This is a genomic window from Bernardetia sp. Wsw4-3y2 (assembly GCF_037126295.1).
In the GTDB taxonomy this organism is placed as follows: domain Bacteria; phylum Bacteroidota; class Bacteroidia; order Cytophagales; family Bernardetiaceae; genus Bernardetia.
This window is the reverse complement of the sequence record NZ_CP147018.1, coordinates 141,349-164,467: the sequence shown is the minus strand read 5'-3', so window position 1 is coordinate 164,467 and position 23,119 is coordinate 141,349. Positions and strand designations below refer to the sequence as shown.

General features: G+C 30.4%; 22 protein-coding genes. 12 read left to right on the top strand and 10 right to left on the bottom strand.

Annotated features, from left to right (window positions below; translation table 11 throughout):
* Positions 1–43 precede the first annotated feature (43 nt).
* The 5 genes from V9L05_RS22175 to V9L05_RS22155 form a co-directional block, all read right to left on the bottom strand.
* Positions 44–988 carry a mechanosensitive ion channel gene (locus tag V9L05_RS22175; RefSeq protein ID WP_338815721.1) on the bottom strand — a complete coding sequence of 315 codons (945 nt, stop codon included), beginning with the start codon at positions 986–988 and terminating at the stop codon, positions 44–46.
* A gap of 34 nt (positions 989–1,022) precedes the next feature.
* Positions 1,023–1,292 carry a hypothetical protein gene (locus V9L05_RS22170; RefSeq protein ID WP_338790848.1) on the bottom strand — a complete coding sequence of 90 codons (270 nt, stop codon included), beginning with the start codon at positions 1,290–1,292 and terminating at the stop codon, positions 1,023–1,025.
* Between the two features lie 116 nt (positions 1,293–1,408).
* Positions 1,409–2,380, bottom strand: coding sequence for a hypothetical protein (locus V9L05_RS22165; protein ID WP_338790847.1), 972 nt, complete (start codon positions 2,378–2,380; stop codon positions 1,409–1,411).
* Positions 2,381–2,527: 147 nt separating this feature from the next.
* The gene (locus V9L05_RS22160) at positions 2,528–3,565 is read right to left on the bottom strand and encodes a PorP/SprF family type IX secretion system membrane protein (RefSeq protein ID WP_338790846.1); all 1,038 of its coding nucleotides are present in this window, start codon (positions 3,563–3,565) and stop codon (positions 2,528–2,530) included.
* Between the two features lie 593 nt (positions 3,566–4,158).
* Entirely contained in the window at positions 4,159–4,431 is a 273-nt protein-coding gene (locus V9L05_RS22155; protein WP_338815720.1) for a hypothetical protein, read from the bottom strand.
* Positions 4,432–4,703: 272 nt separating this feature from the next.
* Between V9L05_RS22155 and V9L05_RS22150 the strand changes: the two genes are divergently transcribed.
* Positions 4,704–6,749, top strand: coding sequence for an OstA-like protein (locus V9L05_RS22150; RefSeq protein WP_338815719.1), 2,046 nt, complete (start codon positions 4,704–4,706; stop codon positions 6,747–6,749).
* 158 nt (positions 6,750–6,907) lie between these two features.
* The gene (locus tag V9L05_RS22145; protein WP_338790843.1) at positions 6,908–7,612 is read left to right on the top strand and encodes an SDR family oxidoreductase; all 705 of its coding nucleotides are present in this window, start codon (positions 6,908–6,910) and stop codon (positions 7,610–7,612) included.
* A 184-nt stretch (positions 7,613–7,796) separates the two neighbouring features.
* On the opposite strand, the gene V9L05_RS22140 is transcribed toward V9L05_RS22145, so the two are convergent.
* Positions 7,797–9,650 carry a stage II sporulation protein M gene (locus tag V9L05_RS22140; RefSeq protein WP_338815718.1) on the bottom strand — a complete coding sequence of 618 codons (1,854 nt, stop codon included), beginning with the start codon at positions 9,648–9,650 and terminating at the stop codon, positions 7,797–7,799.
* A 166-nt stretch (positions 9,651–9,816) separates the two neighbouring features.
* Here V9L05_RS22140 and V9L05_RS22135 point away from each other — a divergent pair, with 166 nt between their 5' ends.
* From V9L05_RS22135 to V9L05_RS22110, 6 genes are all read left to right on the top strand, one after another.
* Positions 9,817–10,575, top strand: a complete 759-nt coding sequence (locus V9L05_RS22135; protein WP_338790841.1) for an RDD family protein — start codon at positions 9,817–9,819, stop codon at positions 10,573–10,575.
* A gap of 249 nt (positions 10,576–10,824) precedes the next feature.
* Positions 10,825–11,544, top strand: coding sequence for a glycosyltransferase family 2 protein (locus V9L05_RS22130; RefSeq protein ID WP_338815717.1), 720 nt, complete (start codon positions 10,825–10,827; stop codon positions 11,542–11,544).
* Between the two features lie 128 nt (positions 11,545–11,672).
* Positions 11,673–12,929, top strand: a complete 1,257-nt coding sequence (locus tag V9L05_RS22125) for an ABC transporter permease (RefSeq protein WP_338815716.1) — start codon at positions 11,673–11,675, stop codon at positions 12,927–12,929.
* Positions 12,930–13,287: 358 nt separating this feature from the next.
* Positions 13,288–14,115: a hypothetical protein gene (locus V9L05_RS22120; RefSeq protein WP_338815715.1), complete on the top strand. Its 828-nt coding sequence runs from the start codon at positions 13,288–13,290 to the stop codon at positions 14,113–14,115.
* Positions 14,116–14,337: 222 nt separating this feature from the next.
* The gene (greA, locus tag V9L05_RS22115) at positions 14,338–14,814 is read left to right on the top strand and encodes a transcription elongation factor GreA (RefSeq protein WP_338790837.1); all 477 of its coding nucleotides are present in this window, start codon (positions 14,338–14,340) and stop codon (positions 14,812–14,814) included.
* Between the two features lie 88 nt (positions 14,815–14,902).
* Positions 14,903–15,295 carry an HIT family protein gene (locus V9L05_RS22110; RefSeq protein ID WP_338790836.1) on the top strand — a complete coding sequence of 131 codons (393 nt, stop codon included), beginning with the start codon at positions 14,903–14,905 and terminating at the stop codon, positions 15,293–15,295.
* 113 nt (positions 15,296–15,408) lie between these two features.
* Here V9L05_RS22110 and V9L05_RS22105 read toward each other — a convergent pair whose 3' ends face one another.
* Positions 15,409–16,035: a C40 family peptidase gene (locus tag V9L05_RS22105; RefSeq protein ID WP_338815714.1), complete on the bottom strand. Its 627-nt coding sequence runs from the start codon at positions 16,033–16,035 to the stop codon at positions 15,409–15,411.
* A 216-nt stretch (positions 16,036–16,251) separates the two neighbouring features.
* A complete protein-coding gene (locus V9L05_RS22100; protein WP_338815713.1) occupies positions 16,252–17,430 on the bottom strand; it encodes a 5-(carboxyamino)imidazole ribonucleotide synthase in 1,179 nt (392 codons plus the stop codon).
* 208 nt (positions 17,431–17,638) lie between these two features.
* Here V9L05_RS22100 and V9L05_RS22095 point away from each other — a divergent pair, with 208 nt between their 5' ends.
* The 4 genes from V9L05_RS22095 (at position 17,639) to V9L05_RS22080 (ending at position 20,469) form a co-directional block, all read left to right on the top strand.
* Positions 17,639–18,052: a hypothetical protein gene (locus V9L05_RS22095; RefSeq protein ID WP_338790833.1), complete on the top strand. Its 414-nt coding sequence runs from the start codon at positions 17,639–17,641 to the stop codon at positions 18,050–18,052.
* 135 nt (positions 18,053–18,187) lie between these two features.
* Positions 18,188–18,718 carry a DUF2452 domain-containing protein gene (locus V9L05_RS22090; protein ID WP_338790832.1) on the top strand — a complete coding sequence of 177 codons (531 nt, stop codon included), beginning with the start codon at positions 18,188–18,190 and terminating at the stop codon, positions 18,716–18,718.
* Between the two features lie 349 nt (positions 18,719–19,067).
* A complete protein-coding gene (gene rplS / locus V9L05_RS22085) occupies positions 19,068–19,448 on the top strand; it encodes a 50S ribosomal protein L19 (protein ID WP_338790831.1) in 381 nt (126 codons plus the stop codon).
* A 139-nt stretch (positions 19,449–19,587) separates the two neighbouring features.
* Positions 19,588–20,469 carry a UDP-2,3-diacylglucosamine diphosphatase gene (locus V9L05_RS22080; RefSeq protein WP_338790830.1) on the top strand — a complete coding sequence of 294 codons (882 nt, stop codon included), beginning with the start codon at positions 19,588–19,590 and terminating at the stop codon, positions 20,467–20,469.
* A gap of 153 nt (positions 20,470–20,622) precedes the next feature.
* Here the strand turns inward: V9L05_RS22080 and V9L05_RS22075 are convergent, their stop codons facing one another.
* Both V9L05_RS22075 and dapA read right to left on the bottom strand, forming a co-directional pair.
* Positions 20,623–21,486, bottom strand: a complete 864-nt coding sequence (locus V9L05_RS22075; protein WP_338815712.1) for a murein L,D-transpeptidase catalytic domain family protein — start codon at positions 21,484–21,486, stop codon at positions 20,623–20,625.
* Positions 21,487–22,212: 726 nt separating this feature from the next.
* On the bottom strand, positions 22,213–23,103 hold the full coding sequence (gene dapA, locus V9L05_RS22070) for a 4-hydroxy-tetrahydrodipicolinate synthase (protein ID WP_338815711.1): 891 nt from the start codon (positions 23,101–23,103) through the stop codon (positions 22,213–22,215).
* Positions 23,104–23,119 lie beyond the last annotated feature (16 nt).

The following is a 23,119-nucleotide window of genomic DNA, read 5'->3' as shown; positions in this document are numbered from 1 at the left end:
AGCATAATCAAAATTCATAAAACAAACTTATGAAACTGAACACTTAATGATTTTTCTTTTCTATTCTGTCTAATATCTCTAAAATGGCAAGCTGTTGATTGAGTTTTTCACCTCCTTTTATTCCAAAATCTAAAGTGCGAATTGGAAAAGGAATTGTAATATCATTGGCATCAAATGCTTTTTTAATAGCAATTCCAGCTCTAGTATAAGCCTTATGATAAGAAGGTTGGTCGCATCTATTTATCCAAAATCGAACAATAAAATTAACAGAACTATCTCCAAAACCATCAAAATCTATACGTACATCACTAAAATCATTCTTTGTAATATCTAAATCACGAATGGTTTCATAAAGGAGTTTTTCTACAACTTCTATATCGTCTCCATAAGATACTCCAACAGGAACATTTACTCTACGATTATTGAGTCGATTATAATTTAATAAAGGATTTTGAAAAACCTCTTTTGAAGGAATAATTACATACTGTCCATCAAAATTTTCTATATCAATGGCTCTCAAACCTATTTTTTTTACATATCCGATGTAATCATTAGTCTGAATAAGGTCTCCTATTTGTAAAGGTTTTTGAACAGCAATAAAAATCCCTGAAATAAAATTAGTAGCCAAATCTTGAAAGGCAAAACTCAGAGCAAGACCAATAACACCAGCACCTGCAAGTAAAGAAGTAACTGTCTTATCTAGGTTCAGAACTCCCAATGCAACAAAAGTACCTACAATCATGATAACATAAAAGATAACTTGAGTAGCAAGGTCTAATATGTTTGTGTTGTCTACCCAACGAGAAAGAGCACGGTTGATACCCACCTTAATAGCTTTTGCTAAGAAATAAAATACAATTAGCACAAGTATTGCCAAGAAAAAATTAGGCAACATTGAAATTAAAGTTTCAAACCATCCAAGTAGTTTTGAAGATAAGGCTTTATAACCTTTGTGTAATAAGTCTAGTTGATTATCTAATTCTTCCATTAAAATTATTGAGAACTATTAGCTATTATCTTAATTATTTTTTACGTTTTCTACTTGCTTTCTTTGAGCGTTTAATTTGTTGTTTGGCTTCTTTTCTTCGCTGTTTATCTGACTTCACTTGAAGGTCTTTTTCTTGTTGATCCATTCTTTCTTTCAATGTTATTTCTCCAAAAATAACTTTTGGATCAGAATCTCTATAAGTAGGGCAGCTAGAGCGTTTTGAAGCACCACAACTTGAAAAAACAAGTAAAGACACAAATATAATTGAAAATAAACTATATTTTTTGAGTAAATTAATTTTCATAACAGTTGGTTTAATTTTGTAAGTAAAAATAGGAGAAAGAAAGCCTTAAAGAATTGAAAGGCAAAGATATAAATCAGAAACAACTTGGCTAAATTACTTATATAAAATACGAAGAATTATTTTTGAATCAAAATTTGAAAAGATTGCATATTCAATGGAAACTCCATCAAAACATGAAGTGTACTTAGAAAATAAAGCGTCAGTATTCCTGTTTTGAAATCATAAAAATAAATTCCTAGAGCCATAATCCAAAGCAAAATAGCTAAACTAAGACGTAATTTATTTACTTTATGCCAAGCAATTATATGTACTTTCGAAAACCAATTGAGATAATGATAGGTATAAGCAAAGGCAACAAAACGCTGAATTTTTATAGATAAAGTAGATTCAAAAATTAATTGTTTGTTAGCTTCATTAAAAACAGTACCATCAAAAAGAGCAATAAATACTTTATTGAGCATATCAAAACCACTCAAAAAATAATTAGACTTCACTTTTTCAGACAGAACAGGCAAAGAAGCTGGAACAATAGCAAAACTGATTGCACAGACAATAAAAGTAATAAAACAAATCTTTGTCCAAAAAGTAGGATTTTTCTTAATTCCTACAAGCATAAATATTCCTGTAAAAATAAAGACATGAATAAGTGTAGGAAGAAGAAGTCCGATAAGAAATAAATAATAAAATTGATTTCGAAATAGATAAATTCCCAGAATAGATAAAAGAAGAAGAACTATTTTTTCTTTCCTCTTTTTAAGAAAAATAGCAGAAAATGCCATTATAAAGGCTAAAAAAATGAAATGAGTAGCTGATTTTGAATTCCAAAAAGGAATTACAGAACTTAGATCAAACTCTAAACGATAACAAATATAACTTAGCGAAACTCCCACAGCACATATAAAAATGATAATTAGTTCTATTTTGGCAGATGAAGTGAAATATTTTTTTTCATGCAACCAAGCAAGTTCAGTCAGATAATGTAAAGCACCCAAAATAATATAACTAAATAAAAAAAGTTCGAAAGGAATCAAATATGCAACAATGCAGGAAATAAGAATCAATAAAACATGAAATTGGTCAGCTTTCAAATTTGAACAGTATTTAGAATATAAAATTAAAATAGTGAAAATGTTTGAGCTAAGAATCTATAAAAAAGAAAAATCAGACAATATAACAACTGTCTGATTTTTAATTTCTTTACAAATTTTGATTTCTATTTAACATAGAATATTTTTCTAACGATAACGTGCACCTTTATAACGAGGTTCAGAAAAAGGATTGGGACAAGCTACATCGTCTTTTCCACCAAAGCTAAATACTAAAGAAATTTCATGTGAATTTGCTCTAGCTCCTGCAACTTCTGAAATAGACCAATCATAACTATAAGCCAATGCCCAGCCACCAAATTTCACTCCCAACATAGCTACAACAGCATCATGTTTTGGAAAATTATTAACTGATTGTTCGATAGGAAAACCTCTGTACCAAAGTCCATACAAAAGTGGTTCATACTCTCCATGTGCGCCAAGGCTCAACTGTTGAAAAGAACCTTGTTTTTTGTACATAAAGGTAGGAGTAATACTTTTACTACGATTGTCGTAACGGTTTGCAAAGTCTATTTTGTATCCACCATGAAAAGATAGTTTGATAGGCAAACGGTTTTCATCTCCAATAAAACTATCAGGAGGACTATTTATATGATTGGCAGAAACTCCTACCCAAAAATTCTGACCAAAAAGAACTGCTCCTGTTGCAATATCTACATATCCAAGTTGATTACGAGCAAAACTTTCTCCTGTTGGTGTTCCTAAAAATCCTTTATCACTAAATTGGTCTGGAAAAGTAAGTCCGATAAATCCTGCACTTTTTTGCACATATCCTACTTGAAGGGCTGGCTGGACAGTAAGCCTGTCACTTAAAGGAATCATGTACGCATAAATAAGCGAAACATCTGTACTTTTATAAGGAGTTGTACCTGTACTTTGCTCGTCTACTTTGGCAATTACACCAATAGAAGAGCGAATATTTGGGAAATAATAATCAAAGCCACCTGCATAGGTAATATAATTGACATCTAAGCTAGGCCATTGATTGCGATAGTTAAGTGTCATTCTTCCTCCTTGGTGCATTCCTGCAAAAGCTGGATTGAGATAAAGAGGTGCATTATGAAATTGTGAAAACTGTAAATCTTGTGCAGTAGTTTTATGATAAAGTCCAAAGCAAGCAAATAGAACAATTACACATAAAAAATTTTTGAATAAACCTAAATTCATTGTCGTAATATAAATATGATTGAAATTTTTATAGCTGGTAGTGATATAATCAATAGTCTTATCAAAAATATAATAGTAGATAAAACGAAAACTAAATTTTATTTTAGTTAATTGAATAAACCTCATGCAAGGTAACATTTTTTATCTTTATTATAAAAAAATAACGCTTCTTAAACGTTAAAATTGCGACATTAAACAGATTATAATTCAAAAAAACACCTAAAACATTAGTTTTATTTTATATTTTTAGAAATTATAGTTAGTAAAATTTGCTTTTTAACATGGCTACAATAGATGGCATTTCATAGCTATCAGCTCCTTCAAATAGAGTATTTTATTTCTAGGGTGTAATATTTACAGAATTGAAGTTAGTATAAGATGAGGGTATGTGTGTGGATGCAGACTAAAAAGTCTAGATTTAATCTATAGGTTGAATACAGCGTAATATAAGTTTGTTTGTATTTTGCTATCGTCGGTGGGGACACCGACAATGGCAGAATTATGAATTGAACAGGGTTTTAACCCTGTTTTACATACAAAGAAATACAAAATAATTTATGTTACGGTATTGAATTAATCAAATAAAAAGAAATTTATATCTCAAACTTACCTGTTTTTTCACGCCATTGCATGATAAGTTCGAAGGTATTAGTTGATTTTTGATAGTCCATATATCCATAAAAATTATCAAAACTAGCTCCCAAAACACTATTTAATGCTATTTTGTCTTGTTCACTAGGTTCATCAGGCAAAAATGCTTTTAAATCTTCTAAGTGATACATGCTTTCTACTTTTTTGACATCTTCTATATTCCATCGCTTGCAAAAAAGTAAATACCCATTATTTTCGTCGTTAAAATTATTCATAAGAGTCGTTTAATGTTTTGTTAAGAGTATTTTTTCTCTTACAAGTACGGACTGTTAGAAAGTAAAGTTTAGAAAAAGTGACTGTAATTCATAGTGTACTTGATTCTTTTGCAATAAGAAATACCTGAAAAAATCCGTTAAATAGCTTTAGCAAAGATTAAGTAAATACAAAATACCATTTTTTCTAAATCAATTTATGCAACATAGAATTAAAATAGACTAACTTTGTAAATTAATTCAAAGCATTTCTAGTCGTTCAAAAAAAGGAATTTATGAGATTTTTATTTGTTACATTTTTCATTTTCTTGTTATCTTCATCAGCGTTCTTTTCGCATTCTTCTTTTGCTCAAAAAGCAACTAACAAAACCATAGAAAAAAAACCTACTTTAGAAACTATTGAAGATACAACCCAAACAATATCAAGGGTAGAACTTTTGAAAGCTGGAGTTTTGGAAGGCGATGTATTGCCAAATGGGGAAAAAATACGTATTCTGAAAAAAGATGAACGTGGACAAGTTCAGTTTAAACAGAAAAACACAATCATGTATGCCGATAGTGTTTTTCAATATATTGACAGAAATCAAATTGAAGCATTTGGAAATATTCGTTTTGTAGAACAGGACAGCCTTACTCTTACTGGCGATACACTTTATTATGATGGGTATACAAAATTAGCCAAAGTAAGAGGAAATGTAGTTTTGCAAGACCAAGAAAAAACAGTTCGAACACGAAAATTAAATTATAACCTCAAAACAAAAACAGCAGCTTATTTTGAAGGAGGAGTAGTTACAGACAAAACTTCAAGACTGACAAGTGATAGAGGCTATTATAACACAAATTCTAGAATTGCTACTTTTCGTGGAAATGTACAAGCACTTAGTCCAGACCAACAACTTATAGCTGATTCGGTAGCTTATAATACAGTTACAAAAACAATCTTTTTTGATTCAGAGGGAAAAATCATCAATAAAGATGGAACTATCAATGCTGTAAAAGGAACTCAAATAAATGCTCAAACAGGAATTTTGAAAACAGCAGAAGGTTCGAATGTAGCTACTCGCATCGAAAACCGAGATTATATTATTTCTGCTAATTTTATCGATTATGATAATTTGACAGAAAAAGGCATTTTCAAGGAGAATGTACAGCTCTATTACAAAAAAGAAAATGTCACTATTTTTGGAGATGAAGCCTACTATGATGGGATAAAAAGCCGTTTAGATGCCTATGGAGATGCTCTTTTGGTAAAACCTTTCAAAAAGGACACACTCTATATTGCTGCTGATACATTAATTGCAATGAATGATAGCGTAGCAGCTGAACAGCGTTTTTATGCTTACAGAAATGTCAAGATTTATAAGCAAGATTTGCAGGGAATTTGTGATTCTTTAAATTATGACTTAGAAGATTCTATTATTTATTTTGATTATGACCCTGTTTTATGGAATACTGCAAATCAACTTTCAGGTACAAAAATAAAAGCAAAACTGAGAGATAATACTGTAGATTCTATGACAATTACCGATAAAGCTTTTGTTATTTCGGCTGATGTATTCGGACAATTTAATCAAATAAAAGGTCGGGATTTGCTTGCCGTTTTTGATAGTGGCTATATAAAAAGAGTAAATGTAAATGGAAATGGTGAGAGTATTTATTTTATGATAGAAGAAAAAAAAGAAGAAGAGGCTACCTTAAAAGGAATGAATTACATAAAATGTAGTAATATTATTATGAAATTTATTGCAGATAACGAGCTAGAAGAAATCCTATTTTTACAGCAACCCGAAGGGCAAGTAATTCCTCCTCAGCTTATTACTAAGAAAAACTCTGAGCTAAATAATTTTAACTGGCGTATTGAAGAAAAGCCTACTTATAAAATGATTATGCAAGGCAGAAGTACAGAAGATGCTGCCAAAAACACCTATAAAGTAAAAAATATAGATGGAAAAAGAATTATAGATGGTGATTTTTTTGGGATATATTTGAGCGAAGATAAGACAAAATTAACTTATTATAATCCCAAATTACCAATAAGAAATCTAGAAAATGAGTTTTTCTTGTACGTATATCCTGAAAATAAAAAGGATTTGCCAGAAGAGTTTAAGCTCTATGGTTATGTAGTTGTTCCATTTTATAATATGGATACAGAAATTTATAAACCCAACCAGCCTTTTTATTATACTCAAGAGTTACCCAAATTTAAGATTAAAAAAATTACGACAGGTCAAAAAATAAAATTAAAAGTAGATGAAGAAACAGGTGAACCAATACCAAATCGTAATCCTATACAACCTTGGAAAGAAATATATGAGTTTTAAAGTGATTAGATATGAATTTTCATTTCTTGTTTATTGTTTTTATTTTTTTCAAAAATGTTAGTTTATTCTAAAATTTAAAACAATATTATCTAGTAGTTCTTTGATTACATGTTAAACTTTAAATCAATTTATCAAAAAATTAATCATACTCATTTTTTATGCAAATCAAAGACGCAAAAGTAATTTTGACAGGTGGAAGTACAGGAATAGGTTATGCAACAGCTAAACTTCTGAAAGAACAAGGAGCAGATGTTTTTATCTGTGCTAGAAACGCAAAAGACGTACAAAAAGCTATTTCAGAATTAGGAATAAAAGGAACAACTGCTGATATTTCGAATGAAGTTGATGTCAAAAACTTATTCGAAAAAGCACTTCAAGAAATGGGAGGAATTAATGTAGTTATAAATAATGCAGGAATTGGTAGTTTTGGTGCATTGGTAGATACTTCAGTAAAAGATTTTACTAAAGTTTGGGAAGTAAATGTAAAAGGTGCTTTTATGGTAGGAAAGGAAGCTGCCAAACATTTCCAAAAAGAAAATACTGGAAATATTATAAATATTGCTTCTACAGCTTCTCAAAAAGGTTTTGCAAATGGAACAGCTTACTGTTCTAGTAAATTTGCATTGGCTGCCATGACAGAATGTTGGCGTGCAGAACTTCGTAAACACAACGTCAGAGTAATGCAAGTAAATCCTAGTGAAGTGGTGACACCATTTTTTGATAAAGTAGGAGCTACACAAGACAAAGAAAATGAGAGCAAACTACAAGGAACTGAAATTGCTCATACTATCGTATCTTTACTTTCTATGAATGATGTTGGTTTTATTACTGATGCCACAGTTTGGGCTACAAATCCTAAGTAAAGAGATAAATAGATAGAGATTATAAATACTAAAAACACCTTCAAATCTTATAAATTTGAAGGTGTTTTTGGTTTCTAAAGTAATTTAATTTTTTAGTAATTCTTTCTTTTTGCTGTTGGTTGGTTTTAGACTGACAATATATAAACTTTCTAATATCGGTGTCCCACCAACGACATATAATGTTCTATTCCTCTACTTTGATGGCTTCAATACGTTGTTTGAGTGTGGTATTTTCAGCACGTTCCATCACACTAAAATACTGCATTCCGATAGAATAAATAAATAAAGGAACAATGAGAAACATACCTGTAATCAGACTAGCAAAATAAAATACTTGTACAATCTTGAGTGCAAACGTTTCGCCTTCCAAAAAGTGCATTTCCAAAACTCCAATAAAGAAACCACTCAAAGGAGAATTGATAAGAACATAATAAACAGAACCTACCAAAAGAGTAATTGCCATCATCATAAAACTATCGATTGGTTGAAAGAAAAATAGTTTTAGTGCTTTTCCAAAGGCTTTGAAAGGGTTATTTGTTTGAGTCGTCCAAGTAAATAACCAAAAAAGTAATAGTGGCGTAACTAGTAAAGCAACAAAAATCATGTACGGACTAGAAAAAATAATAACTTTTACCAAAAGAACAGCTAAAAATGATTTGTAACCATTTTTGAGCAGAAAATTACCAAAACCTTTAACAGACCACTCTATCTTTCTAGATTCCTGAGTGACCGTTTCAGAGAAAAAATAATAAGGAAAGGTAATGCCAAGTGTCCAAATTAATGTATGTGCTATCATGAAGGGAATACTTTGAATATAATTTCCTGTTACGATTAATAAATAATATTTCTCCATCTTATATTCCAAATCACGAGGAAAATCAAAATTTGAAATATCTTTAAAAACTAAAAGATACATCATAATAGCCAAAGGAAATAACATCACAACACATAGATTAAAAATAGGAACAAAATGTCTTCTATGAATCATCATTGACTCTGTCAGAATATTACCTAATGTTCGTATCTGAAAAAGCTCAAATTCACTGTCTTCACTTGTTTCGGGAAGTTTCTGAACAGGTAATGTTATTTTTTTAGTCTTTACCAAAATATATGGATAAATCACAAAATAACCTACCATAAAAAGAAACGAAACTAGAATAAGTATTCCACGAATAATTAAAGGCATATCGGTATAACGAGTTAGAAAACTTTCAATAAACCCAGCCAAAATAATCACAGGAACAAGTCCTACCATTACTTTCATTCCACGTCTTGCACTAATCTGAAAAGATTCCAATCTACTGAGTGTGCCTGGAAAAAGCAACCCTTTTCCCATCGTAATTCCTGCTGCTGTAGCAATAACAATCGATGAAATTTCAAGCGTTCCGTGTAACCAAATCGCAAACATGGAATCTATCAAAACATCCTTTTCATAGAAAAAATATTGAAAAGACCCTACCATTATTCCATTATAAATAGATACAAAAATACTTCCTATACAAAAGAGTGCGCCCATAACAAAACTCATAAAAGCAACTCTCAAATTATTAAATGTAATCCGAAAAAACATACTTATCTCATCACTTCCTTTATAAACAGCCATTGGGTCTCCATTGGCAATATTCTCCTCTGTCATTTGCACATAACTTTCTCCTAAAATAACATTTACAAAATCAGGGTCTTGTACAGTAGAAAAAATACCAATCAGTAAAGCACCAAAGAAAATAAGAAAAGCAACTAAAAGGTCTTTTCGAATCATATACATGGTGGCAGGCAAATCAGTTGTCCAAAAATCTAGGAGTTTTTGCCACCTAACCCGTTTATTTTTATAGACATCTCTAAATATTTGTTGAGCAATTCCGTTGAGATATAAACGCACCGAACGATTAGGGTAAAATGTACGTGCATAAGAAAGGTCATCTGTAATTTCGACAAAAGATTCACTAAGTTTGTCTGGATTACGTTGTTTTTCTTTGAGTAATTGCTCAAAGTCTTGCCATTTTTCCTTATTTTGTTCTATAAAAGTATTTTCTCTCATTTTTTATGAATTTTATAAAATTGCTCTGCCAATTATTTTGTCATCATTTTTTATATAATAAACTACAAAATACTAATTATTTTACTAATTTGTAAGCTAAAACTTTTATTTGTTCTAAGAAATTTAAAATATAAGGTTAGATAATAAAAAAATACTCTGTAAATATATGAAAACCATTTCTATTCGCACTTCTCAAAACGTAACTATTGAATACGAATTACCTTCTACCGTTCAGCGTATCATTGCTTGGGTTATAGATTTGGCTATTCTTATTCTAGTAAATATTGTCTTGTATCTATTATTTAGTTGGTTACTTTATGTTGTTGGTTGGTCGGAAAAAGCATACACTTTTTTTAGTTTTCTGATTATTTTACCTATATGGCTTTTTTATTCGCTCTTTTGTGAAATTATTTTTAATGGACAAAGTATTGGCAAACGAGCAATGGGAATTCGTGTAGTAAAGCTAAATGGTGATATTCCTTCTCTTTCCGATTACTTTATGCGTTGGGCATTCAGAATGGTAGATATAGTTTTTTCCTCAGGTGCTTTAGCTGTTTTGTTGGTTACAGGAACTGAAAAAGGACAGCGTTTGGGAGATATTTTGGCAGGAACAACAGTTATTAAAGTAAAATCTACTCAACATGTAAATATGAAAGAATTACTTAATATTCGTTCTTTTAGAAACTATGAACCTACTTATGAGCGTGTTACAGTGTTTTCAGAGGAGGATATGCTTGCCATCAAAACAATTCTAAATCGTGCAAGTCGTTTTCCAAAACAAAAAGAAACCTATAAATTACTTCAAAAAACAGCTCTTTTAGCTGCCCAAAAACTAGATGTTCCACAAGAAAAATTTTCAAGTCCACAACAAACTAAACAGTTTTTACATACTGTATTACAGGATTATATTGTTTTGACAAGGTAGTAAACTGTCTCAAAAATCATCTACTACTCTATTTTTTTCCTCAACAACAGCAACACCTCTTTGGAATATAAAATGAATAAATTTATACTTTGAAAAATTCACGCATTAATAAACAGGATTAAAATTCTGTTTTTATAGATAGCTAAAAATGTAAATTTATTTTTTTAGTCTTCCTTTGACAATTCAAAAATAAGAAAAAGCAACCATTGTTATAGTAATATCCACATAAAACACCTCTTAATTAACTTTATGCACATAAACACCCTTTCTATAATTATCCCTACCTATAATGAAGAAAGAACAATTATAGCATTACTGAATAAAGTTAAGGATGTAATTTTGATAAATAATATTCAAAAAGAAATAATTATAGTAAATGACTGTTCGACTGACAATACTGAACTAGCAATAAAAAAATATACTACAGAAAATCCTGATTTGTCTATTTATTATTTTGCCCACAATATCAATAAAGGCAAAGGTGCAGCCTTACGAACAGGAATACATAAAGCAGCAGGCGAATATCTAATTATTCAAGATGCTGACCTAGAATATGCTCCACAGGAATATAATATTTTGTTACAACCTATCATTGATGATTTTGCAGATGTAGTATATGGTTCTAGATTTATGAATGATAACTCTAAAGGGTTTGTTTTCTGTTGGCACACACTAGGGAATAAATTTTTAACTTTTTTATCGAATCTGTTTACTAATCTCAACTTAACAGATATGGAAACCTGTTATAAAATTTTTAATACTAAAATGATTCAATCTATAAAATTAGAAGAAAATAGTTTTGGTTTTGAACCTGAAATAACTGCTAAAATCTCTAAATTATATGGAATAAGAATTTATGAAGTAGCTATCTCTTACCATAGAAGAACTTATAAAGAAGGAAAAAAAATAAACTGGAAAGATGGATTTAGAGCTATTTATTGCATCTTAAAATATAATTTAATCAAATAAATCTGTTATTAATCTCCTTATAAAAAATCAAATTTCCCAGATTTTTGTAATAAATCCAATTTATTCAAACTAATAGAATAATCTCTTAGTAATAGTAGTATCTACCAAAAAATAGTTTTGAATAATTTATGAATTTAGCTCAAAATACTGCCGAAGCTCTACGTGCTACTCGTGATAATTGGTTGCGTTCTCTTCTTACAATTTCTCTTATTGCTATCGGAATTACTGCTCTAGTAGGTATTTTGACAGCTATTGATGCTATCGAACAAAATATTACTGCTGGTCTCTCAGATTTGGGAGCTAATTCTTTTGATGTAAAAGATAAAAATAATAGCATGCGCTCTCGTCGTCGTGGCGTAGTAGAAAAAATAGAAAGTCCATTGAAATATAATGAAGTAATGGCATTTGAAAAACGTTTTAGTGAAAGTGTAAGTTCAGAAGATGCCGTTACTATTTATACAAGAGTAAGTTTTGGAACAGAAGTAAAATATCAATCCGAAAAAACAAACCCAAACTCTTCAGTTGTTGGTATTGATGAAAACTATAACTTAGTAAATGGATTTGAGATTAAGGAAGGTAGAAATTTTACTTCAATAGACATTCAACGAGGAAGTCAATTTGCCATTATCGGAAAAGAAATAAATGAAACTCTTTTTAAAGGAAACTCACCTATCGGAAAGCGTATTTTAGTAAAAGGATATGGCTTTACAGTTATTGGTCTTTTGGAAGAAGAAGGAGGAATAGGAAGCTCTTCAAGTACAGATAGAAGTGTTTTGATTCCTTTACCAATGGCAAATATTTTGGGAAATGACAGACAACTTTCCTACACTATCACAATTGGTGTAAAAAATCCTGCTCAAACAGAAGCACTCATGGGAGAAGCAACAGGACTTATGAGAATAATTAGAGGAGACAAACTTACTCAAGATTCCTCTTTTGAAGTTTCTAGTAGTGAATCTTTATCTTCTTCTTTAGGAGAAACCACAGGAATATTGCGTTTAGGAGGAGCTGGAATAGGATTCTTAACCTTACTAGGGGCATCTATTGGACTAATGAATATTATGCTTGTTTCGGTGACAGAACGAACACGAGAAATCGGAATCAGAAAAGCAATTGGAGCTTCTGCCAAACAGATAAGAAGGCAATTTTTAATTGAAGCAATCGTTATTTGCTTACTGGGTGGATTATTTGGCATTTTTTTGGGTATTGGATTAGGTAATGGAGTCGCCAAACTTATAGGAAGTGCAGATGCTCAGTTTGTTATTCCTTGGCTTTGGATGATTGTCGGAATCATTATTTGTATTTTTGTTGGATTAGCTGCTGGTGTTTATCCTGCTTATAAGGCTTCTAATTTAGATCCTATTGAGTCTTTGCGTTACGAATAAAACAAAACAAATTATAAATGGTTGACTATAAATAATAAATTTACCTTCTGTTGTTTTGCTTTTTTAACAAAAATATGCCTTATTACAGTTAAACTATAATAAGTGGTTGATAGAGTTAGGATTTATATCGCATAAAATAAAATATTTTATATTCAATATAATACAATTATTTTGTTATAAACACTCACTTACAACCAATAATTAATTATTTACACTTATTTTTTATCCTACATAAAAAACAATATTTTTGTGGGAACTATCAGCTCAAACTTTTTTGTTTGATAGGTTCTTAAAATAATTTTAAAGTTATACTCACAAATATATTAGCACACTAAATTTTACCTTTATTTTTTATTAAATGAAAACTACAAAATATTTATTTTTTTTATCTTTAATTGGTCTTTTGTTTTTTTGTAATGGATATGTTTGGGCTACCTCCCTTTCCACACTAAAAGGCACAAAGTGGTATTTGGAAAGAATGACAGAACAAGATACAAGTGTTTCTTCCAAAATTACCTCTAAGTTATTCAAACAAGGTGCTCAACAAATCTCATTTGAAAAAAATGGAAAATATGATGCACGAAATTTATTAGGTTTAGATAGCTTAAAAGGCTTTTTTATAGAAACAAACCATACGTTAGTTTTGAGTAATGAAGCTGGCAATGCCTATTATTGGGTGTTTGAGTTTCAGAACAAAACATCCGATTCTCTAACTGTACAGTTTGTAAACTATTCGGCAAAGCCTTCTATCATTAATCTTACCTTTAAGCCAATGACAAAACAGCTTGAAGAAATAGTGTTGATGCAAAATAATCAACCTAAATATGCTGATTTTAAAGGAGATTGGGAATGGAACTTTGATGGTAAAAAAGTATTGATTCAACTCAATCAAGTTGGGAAAGAAGTTTTAGGAACACATTGTTACGGAGTAGATTGTCAATATAACTATTCACTTTCTGGTACAGTAGAAGCTGATACAGCCACTCTACAAGTAAAAGACCGTAATACATTAGAAATTTTGGGTGTAGCTAAACTTATTCGTTTGTCTGATGGAACATTAAGTTGGAGATTGGACAAAAATGAAAAAGGAAAAATTGTAACAGTTGAAAAAATACAACTCAATCAACCCAAATCAACTATAAATAATAAGGAAAAAACAAAGACAGATAATCCAAAAAAAATGTAATTACCTAAGTAGTAAATTACATCAATTTCAATGTGTTTTTTGTATCTTTGTAATTACAGAAAATTAAAATAGAAATTAGCAAAATACGTATAATCATAAAAGGTTCACGCCAAACTTCTCATAGATTTGGTGTGTTCTTTTTTTTGATAAAAATTCCTTTACAACTATAAAAGGAAGTACATCATACAATTTGACAACAATAACTTATAACATTTCAGAATTATGGCAAACATATCATATTTTACAAAAGAAAAATACGACGAATTACAACAAGAACTTTTATATCTTAAAACAAAAGGAAGAGCAAATATTGCTGAAGAAATTTCAGAAGCTAGAGACAAAGGAGACTTGAGAGAAAATGCAGAATATGATGCAGCAAAAGATGCACAAGGAATGCTAGAAATGAAAATATCAAAACTAGAAACAACAATCAGTAATGCTCGTATTCTTGACGAGTCTCAAATTGATATTTCAAAAGTTTCTATTCTTTCAAAAGTAAAAATTAGAAATTCGGCTAATAAAAAACTAGTTTTACAATACACTCTTGTAGCAGAAGAAGAATCAGACTTAAAACAAAACAAAATTTCTGTTTTATCTCCTATCGGAAAAGGACTTTTAGGTAAAAAAGTAGGCGAAACAGCAGAGATAGATGCTCCAAGAGGAAAAATGAAATTTGAAATTCTAGAAATTACACGATAAAAACACAGGTGATAAGTTGTGAGTTATAAGTGATAAATGAATTCACAATGAACTTACAATTTACCACTTACAACCTATAACTTAACTTATGTCTATTTTCACAAAAATCATCAACGGAGAAATTCCTTCTTATAAAATTTTGGAAGACGAAAAACATCTTGCTTTTTTAGATGTTCGTCCCTTGAAAGAAGGACACGTTTTGTGTGTTCCAAAAAAAGAAAACGATTATATTTTTGATCTAGCCGATTCAGAACTTTCTGAATTAATGCTTTTTTCGAAAAAAGTTGCTCTAGCAATGAAAAAATCTATTTCTTGTAATCGTATTGGAGTTGCTGTTATTGGTTTAGAAGTTCCACATACACATGTTCATTTAGTTCCAATTAATGAAATTTCAGATTTAGATTTTTCAAAAAAACGACCAGAATTTAGTCAAGAAGATTTTCAAAATACAGCAGAAAAGATTCGTCAGAATTTGGCATAATTACATAATCAATTTCAATATTTGACACAAAAAATGCCTTACTTCAAATTAATGGAATAAGGCATTTTTTTATGTATTATTGATGAGCTTATAAGAATAAGCTAGATAATTTTCTAGTTTTTTGGAGAAACTCTACGGATAGAACGGAAACGTCTAGCATAATGACCACTTCCATCTTTTGAAAGTGTACTATATGCTACTGAATATTTTTTTCCAGAAGTAGCATGAATAAACTTTATAGGTTCATTTGGATTGTTTTCTACTACAATTCCAACGTGTCCCGTACGATCAATGCTTGGGTCTGTTCCTGTAAAACAAATAATATCTCCTTCTTTTGCATTTTCTAACGTAATTGTTTTACCTACATTGTCGTACATTCTTGAAGAAGCAGGAAGAGCAATATCATGATTTTTGAATACATAATAAACAAATCCTGAACAGTCAAAACCTTTTGGTGACTTGCCTGCATAAACATAAGGAACACCTTCCAAAGCAGTAGCTGTTTCTAAAACAGAAGCTACAAACTCGTTTCTCTCTGAGTTAGTATCTTCTTTTTCCTTGCTGTTATCTTTCTCTACCCTTTTTTCTGTAATTTTACCTTCTCCAATAGCAGAAGCATCAGAAACTGAAAAAACCTTTCCTTCATTCTTGTTTACATTCTCATTTTGAGAAAAAGCTGCACAGCCAAAAACTGAAACAAGTAATAAAGACGATAAAATATAATTGCGAATAGTAGTCATAGGAAAATATTTTTAGTGAGTATTCAAAACAAAATTAATAGTAGTAGTAAAATAAGTAAACTTTGTTTTGTATAAAATATACTATAAATAATTCAATTACCTTGCCAAAAACAGTGTTTATTAGAATCATTCCAAATAAAACATAACTTTAACACTAAGAAATATAATTTTATTAATTTAATTGATATTTTCTTGAAACCTAAAATCAAATTTGGTTTATCTAGTAATCACACGAATACTGCCTTTGACTTTATCAATTTTTTCCTTTAATGATTCAATATCATTTCCCAAAATGGTAATATGTCCCATTTTTCGTGCTGGTTTTGTTATTTTTTTTCCATAGATATGAGGATAGACATTTTCCAAATCCAATAATTTATCTAATCCTTCATAGAATGGCTCGCCTGTATGCTTTTCTTCTCCTATCAAATTTAGGATTGCTGCTGAGCTTCGAAGCGTTGTCTTTCCTAAAGGAAGATTCATAATTGAGCGTAAATGTTGAGCATATTGTGAAGTAGTAGAGGCTTCTATGGTATGATGTCCACTATTATGAGGGCGTGGCGCAACTTCATTAACTAAAATAGCTCCTTGCTTGTCATTATTTTTTGGAATAAATAATTCAACAGCCAAAAGACCAACCATTCCATCTATACCTTCTTTATTACCTAGTTTTTCAATAACTTCTTTGGCTAAACGAATAGATTCTTCTTTTTGGCTTTCTGTAATATTTGCAGGTGCTAACAGATAATCAAGCAAATTATATTTTTCATTTACAACCATTTCGACAGCATCAAAAACAGCTATTTCGCCTTTTTCATTTCTTGCCACAATTACTGAAATTTCTTTCTCAATATCGACTTTTTCTTCTAAAAGCGACGGAGCATCAAAACCATTTTGCTTTGCATCTTCTAGGTTTTTCAGAATCTGAACACCTTTTCCATCATAGCCATCTTTTCCTAATTTTTGAACAATAGGAAATTTGTCTTGATTTTTACTTAAATAGCTTATCAATTCTTCTTTATCGTCAATCAAAACAAAATCAGAAGTAGGAATTTGATTATCCTTATAAAATTGTTTTTGCAATCTTTTATCTTGAATCAAACGAATAATAGCTGATTGAGGAAAAACTTTTTTACCTTCTTTTTCTAACTGCTCAAGCGCATCAGCCGAAACTTTTTCAATTTCTATGGAAATAATATCCATTTTTCTACCAAAATCTAAAACATCTTGGTAGTCTATAATATTTCCTTTATGAAAATTTCTTGAAACAGTCGAACAAGGTGCATCTGAATCATTTTCTAAAAAATGTAATTCAATGTCTAAATCAATGGCTGGCGAAATCAACATTCTGCCAAGTTGTCCACCTCCTAAAATTCCTACTTTTTTCTGTTGCATAACTAATTTAATTATAAGACATTTTTTAAAAACTCTACATTATCTCTACATAATTTTACAGTTTCACATCGTTTTAAATTGAGTAGAGTTGTGTAATTTTACAGTTCAAAACTACTGATTATTTAATAGAAAAAGTAGTCCTTATAAAAATGATAAAGAACAAGAAAATAGCCATTTAAAAATAACTAGTTTAAAATCAATTGCAACTATGGAAAATTCAATCATTTATACAGATTCTCACGTAGAAATTCATTTTGAGAATGAAAAAAAATATTTACGTTGCCATTGGCGTGGAACTGTTCTGACAGAAGAAGCTCTATCTGCTTACAAAACAGGTTTAAAGTTTATGCGAAAAAATCAAGTTTTGATGTGGGTAGATGATTTTACAAAAATAAATCTTCCTCCTGAAGAAACGCTCATGTATATTGAACATATGTGGTATCCTGATGCAGAGGAGTATGGTCTACAAAAACACGCTTTCTTAGTAGAAAAAATGGGTTTTGAAACGAGTGTGTTTGAAGATGCTGTTGTGATGGCAAACAGAAAAACAAAAATTAAAGTAAAATTCTTTACAGAAATACAAGAGGTTGAAAATTGGTTAGCTACTACACAAATAGATTAAGAAATTCCAAACAAAAAAAGGATTCAGAAAGTTAGATTTTAGAGTTTTGTTTGATTTTTGATAGTAAAAGATTAAACAATATAACATCTGCATAAAGATAAAAATTAACCACTATTTATTTTGAATACTGTACGTATGAGCGACAAAGAAAAATCAGAACACAAAAAAGAAAATCTTTTCTTTGATGAGAAACAAAAACAACAATTCGAAAACTTTGTCAATCCAATTGATGCCGATAAAATAGCGACCAACCCAGGGCTTTTACCTTATGCACATACAGTTGGAGGTGCTATCATTGTTCCGACCGAAAAAGGAATTATGAAAAGTAAGGCACTTGCTGCCATGGAACAACAAACTGAAATGCAACTTGACCAAATTAGAGAACAAATCAACCTTTTGGCACAACAGGCAAAAGAAATTCAATCAAGAACACATATCTCATTAGAGATTTATAATGCTGATATGGGTTTTGAGCCACTTGTAAATCATACCTATTTCCTTTATGAACGCTCTAAAACAGGCGAAAAAGTTCTTTCTATGATTGCTCCAGACCAATGGGGACGAAGCTCAAAACTTACTTTTATGGCAGAAGTTTTATTATTAGCAGACCGAACTTGGAAAGTAATTAGAGAGAATACAGAAGATGAAAATAATATTGACATTTAGGGCAGTTAAAAACAATCTTCTACTTATTAATTTTGCAAAGACAAATAAAAAGTTCTACCTTTGTGGTTCGTTTTGAAGCGCACAGCCTCCAACATTTTCCCTTATCTTATTTTATTTGTCATTATTGGTGTCTCCACTAATAAAAATAAAATTTGCTAATAAAATTTAGCTTTGGACTGTCTTTAATAAAAACTGTTACTGGTGTATCACCAGCAACAAATAATTTTATTAAATGATTATTAATATCATTCAAGACTAAAATTATTTTTAACCCAAGTTGTGAAATATACTTTGAGGAATTTAATTGTCTATCAAACTCTTTATTTCAAACTTACCCAATTTGTTTCTAATGAGAAATCAATTTATTCAGATGGTAGAAGCTTCTAATGCAGAAGCTCGCAAAAAATTTCCTCAATTTCGTGCTGGTGATACAGTGAACGTAAGAGTTCGTATCAAAGAGGGCGATAAAGAGCGTATTCAGCAATACCAAGGTGTAGTTATCCAACGTAAAAACCCTAACACAAACGGAGAATCTTTTACAGTACGTAAAGTTTCTAATGGTGTTGGTGTTGAGCGTATCTTCCCACTTCTTTCTCCAAATGTAGAAGGAGTTGATATGGTTCGTCGTGGTAAAGTACGTAGAGCAAGAATTTATTACTTACGTGGTCGTATGGGTAAAGCTGCTCGTATCAAAGAGCGTCGTGGTAATTATACTGCTTCACAGGCTTAATTTACATTTTGTAAAATTAGCTTATAGAAAAATCATTTCAAGAAACCAACTCTATTTTTTTAGTGTTGGTTTTCTTTTTTATTTAACTGGTTCAAGCGTCGACACTTGAACCAGTTATAAAAAACTACTTTTGTGATTTATGCAAAACATAAACCTTTCCCCATCAAAAAAAATTTATATTGCTTCTGATTTTCACTTAGGATATTCTAAAGATGAAGCTGGTTTAGATTCTTTAGAAAGAGAAAAAAAAATACTTCGTTGGTTAGAAATGGCTCGTAAGAATGCCGAACTTATTATTTTATTGGGAGATATTTTTGATTTTTGGTACGAATATAACAAAACCATTCCTAAAGGTTTTGTACGTTTACAGGGTAAAATAGCTGAAATCACGGATAGTGGAATTGATGTGGTATTTTTTACAGGAAACCACGATTTATGGATGTTTGGCTATTTTGAGAAAGAACTGGGAGTAAAAGTTTATCATGAGCCTCAACAAGTAGTTTGGAATAATAAAAAAATAACTTTAGGACATGGAGATGGATTAGGAAATGGAGATTATTCCTACAAGTTTATGAAAAAAGCATTATTTAAAAATCCTATATGTCGTTTCTTTTTTGAATGGTTGCACCCAAATATCGGAATTGGTTTGGCTCATTTTTGGTCAAATAGCCGTAAACCTTCTAAAAAACCAACTAATAAAAAACCTAAAGAAATAGAAAGCTATAAAGGCAAAGAAAAAGAATGGATTTGGAATTATTGTAATGAAATTCATCAAAAAAATCCACAAGATTATTATGTTTTTGGGCATCGTCATTTGCCTCTTATGATTGAAATGGACAAAAAAACAATAGCTTCTACCACCGATTCACAAACTGAACCTAATGATAAAAGCTATTATTTTAATACAGGCGAATGGATGAACCATTTCACCTATCTAGTTTTCGAAGTTGAAAATACCAGCCATGTTGCGACTTTTAAGCGTTGCTGCTTTGAAGCAGATACAAAATGGATTATTGATTAAATCAGCTTTCAAGTGATTTTCGTCTTCGATAAAACTTAATTTATCTTTTCAATTAATGGATTTTAGTAATTTTGAATAGAAAATAAGTTACTAAGTAGTTAGCCGTTCAGTTATTTTTTTATCTATCTCAAAATCATAAATCTACATTAAGAATTATCCATTTGTATTTTCTGTTGTTACGCTTGCCGTACTCGGTACGTTTACTGCGTTATGCTGTATATTTTCAGCAAAAAAAGTTGTTGCTTTGTCTAAATTAAGCCATTTACTTGTATTCAAATATTTTTTGTCTTTGAAATAAATAAATAGACAAGAACCACTTTTGACATAATCTATAATTTCTTGTGCCTTGTGCATTTCTACAGCAGGACAACCAAAACTTCTTCCTAATCTTCCATTACGATTCATAGTTCTTGGGTTTACATAATTTGCTCCGTGCATAACTACAGCACGATTTCTCGCTTGGCAGTTATAGCCTTTATCCATTCCATTGATAAGCATAGAAATTCCATTTTTACCAATGTAAGGTGAGTCAGTTACATAAAATCCCATACTACTTTGATTAGAATGTAATTTATTGGAAAATGACGTAACCATATCGTGTCCAGAATTTTTGCCATGAGCTACTAATTCTCTACGGATTAATTTTTGGTTTTCCATATCAATAATCCACATACGCTCAAAGCGAGAAGATTTTGTAAAATCTAAGATTGTCAATATTTCTTTTTTGAGTTCTCCTTTAGCTTGAAGGTTAAGATAACCCACATACGCTGTTTTGAAAGCAGGATAATCTAATTCTGCCTTTTTCAATTTCAACTTCTGATACATATCTTTGATATGATTTTCAAAAGCGATAGAAGTATTCTCAATAGTTTTAGGTTCTTTTGACGGAAAAGCATCTACTTTCGATGCACTTTCTAGCGAACTGTTCGTAGCCGAAGCAGTTGCAAAAAATTTAGAAAATCCGAAAAAGAGAAGTACGAGTACGGCAATACTGCCGCTCAATACGATTCTTTGCATTCAGGATTTCTGTTTAAGTTAATGAATGATTATTTTATTAGCTTTTATGATTTTTATGTTACTCAAAAGAGAAATCTACAAATTACATAAAAACTAAAGTTTTACATTACGTAAGGATATTTTTTCAGTTGAATTTACGAATATCAAACTTTCTCAAATTTAATAAAACTAATTCATAAATTCTGATTCTTTTAATAGGATAGTTATTGTTGTAATTTTCTACAAAAAAAATACTTATTTATTAATTACAATAAAAGAATCTAAAGTCTTAGATGTAAAGGCATGTCGATAGAAATGCTACTTATTTGTTTAATTTCAGAAATAAGCGTTGAAATCCCTTTTCACAATTGACTTTATACTATAAGCTAATTTTATGATTTTGTTAGAACTCTGAAATTTTAACTTCATAATTCTAAAAATTGACACAAAATTATATAAAACACAATTGCAATTAGCCTCTACGAATTTGAAAAAACATCAAAAAACGGTTTCTTCCAAAACATTTCATTTTCCTAGATTGAATAAATCAATTTACAAAAATGAATTTGTAAAGTAACTCTCTTTTGAGTAACGTTACATATATATAACAGTATTATACCAAGAATTGTTTTAATTAATTTAATTTTTTTGTATTGTTTACAAATAGTTTTACTTTTAAGTAATACTATTATATATACAAAAGACGCTCAATAAAGCAAGCATTAATTATCAAAATAGTTATGTCTTTCAAGCTATTTGAAGTTTCTGTATTTTTTTCATTTCTTGCTCAAATTTATTGCTTAATTCTTTTGAAGCATTTAACAGAGGAAGTCTTACATCAGGCTTCATAATTCCCATCAAAGATAAAATTTCCTTGATTCCAACAGGATTACTTTCTACAAATAAATGTTCGAAAAGAGGAAAAAGCTGATGTAAATATTCATTTGCCTTTTCAAAATCACCTTTCAGAGCAGCACGAGTAAGGCTTCCAAACTCTTTTGGATAAGCATTCGGAATTACACCAATTACACCATCTGCTCCAAGAGAAATTAAAGGCAGTGTAAGTGCATCGTCTCCCGAAAATACCATGAAATCTTTTGGCTTATTTCTCAAAATTTCGATACATTGTGTCATATCTCCAGAAGCCTCTTTTGTGCCAATAATATTAGGGTGTTGAGCAAGTCTTAGAGTAGTTTTGGCTTCAATATTTGATGCTGTTCGGCTTGGCACATTATACAAAATAATTGGCTTCGGACTTGCATCAGCCATTTCCATATAATGTCTATAAATTCCTTCTTGAGTTGGCTTGTTATATGAAGGGGAAGCCGAAAGAATTGCAGACACGCCTTCTAAATTAGATTTGCCAATCAGTTCTATAAGTTGTCTTGTATCATTCCAAGCTAATCCGTAGACTAAAGGCAACTTATTTGGGTTATTTTCAGCTATAAAATCAAATATTTCTCGTTTTTCTTGGCGTGTGGTAGTAGCAGCTTCGCCAGTTGTTCCATGAACAACCCAAAACTCTACGTGATTTTGTGTATGTACAAGTAGGTTTTTGAGTGCATCAAAATCTACATTTTTATTTTCATCAAAAGGAGTAACAAGGGCAATTCCTGTTCCTCTAAATAAATTATTCATAGCTTTTTGTATATAA

Bases quoted from the DNA above. Each gene is read 5' to 3' on its own strand.
- V9L05_RS22175 (WP_338815721.1), bottom strand. From the start codon at position 988: ATGGAAGAATTAGATAATCAACTAGACTTATTACACAAAGGTTATAAA.
- V9L05_RS22170 (WP_338790848.1), bottom strand. From the start codon at position 1,292: ATGAAAATTAATTTACTCAAAAAATATAGTTTATTTTCAATTATATTT.
- V9L05_RS22160 (WP_338790846.1), bottom strand. From the start codon at position 3,565: ATGAATTTAGGTTTATTCAAAAATTTTTTATGTGTAATTGTTCTATTT.
- V9L05_RS22155 (WP_338815720.1), bottom strand. From the start codon at position 4,431: ATGAATAATTTTAACGACGAAAATAATGGGTATTTACTTTTTTGCAAG.
- V9L05_RS22150 (WP_338815719.1), top strand. From the start codon at position 4,704: ATGAGATTTTTATTTGTTACATTTTTCATTTTCTTGTTATCTTCATCA.
- V9L05_RS22145 (WP_338790843.1), top strand. From the start codon at position 6,908: ATGCAAATCAAAGACGCAAAAGTAATTTTGACAGGTGGAAGTACAGGA.
- V9L05_RS22140 (WP_338815718.1), bottom strand. From the start codon at position 9,650: ATGAGAGAAAATACTTTTATAGAACAAAATAAGGAAAAATGGCAAGAC.
- V9L05_RS22135 (WP_338790841.1), top strand. From the start codon at position 9,817: ATGAAAACCATTTCTATTCGCACTTCTCAAAACGTAACTATTGAATAC.
- V9L05_RS22130 (WP_338815717.1), top strand. From the start codon at position 10,825: ATGCACATAAACACCCTTTCTATAATTATCCCTACCTATAATGAAGAA.
- V9L05_RS22125 (WP_338815716.1), top strand. From the start codon at position 11,673: ATGAATTTAGCTCAAAATACTGCCGAAGCTCTACGTGCTACTCGTGAT.
- V9L05_RS22120 (WP_338815715.1), top strand. From the start codon at position 13,288: ATGAAAACTACAAAATATTTATTTTTTTTATCTTTAATTGGTCTTTTG.
- greA (WP_338790837.1), top strand. From the start codon at position 14,338: ATGGCAAACATATCATATTTTACAAAAGAAAAATACGACGAATTACAA.
- V9L05_RS22110 (WP_338790836.1), top strand. From the start codon at position 14,903: ATGTCTATTTTCACAAAAATCATCAACGGAGAAATTCCTTCTTATAAA.
- V9L05_RS22105 (WP_338815714.1), bottom strand. From the start codon at position 16,035: ATGACTACTATTCGCAATTATATTTTATCGTCTTTATTACTTGTTTCA.
- V9L05_RS22100 (WP_338815713.1), bottom strand. From the start codon at position 17,430: ATGCAACAGAAAAAAGTAGGAATTTTAGGAGGTGGACAACTTGGCAGA.
- V9L05_RS22095 (WP_338790833.1), top strand. From the start codon at position 17,639: ATGGAAAATTCAATCATTTATACAGATTCTCACGTAGAAATTCATTTT.
- V9L05_RS22090 (WP_338790832.1), top strand. From the start codon at position 18,188: ATGAGCGACAAAGAAAAATCAGAACACAAAAAAGAAAATCTTTTCTTT.
- rplS (WP_338790831.1), top strand. From the start codon at position 19,068: ATGAGAAATCAATTTATTCAGATGGTAGAAGCTTCTAATGCAGAAGCT.
- V9L05_RS22080 (WP_338790830.1), top strand. From the start codon at position 19,588: ATGCAAAACATAAACCTTTCCCCATCAAAAAAAATTTATATTGCTTCT.
- V9L05_RS22075 (WP_338815712.1), bottom strand. From the start codon at position 21,486: ATGCAAAGAATCGTATTGAGCGGCAGTATTGCCGTACTCGTACTTCTC.
- dapA (WP_338815711.1), bottom strand. From the start codon at position 23,103: ATGAATAATTTATTTAGAGGAACAGGAATTGCCCTTGTTACTCCTTTT.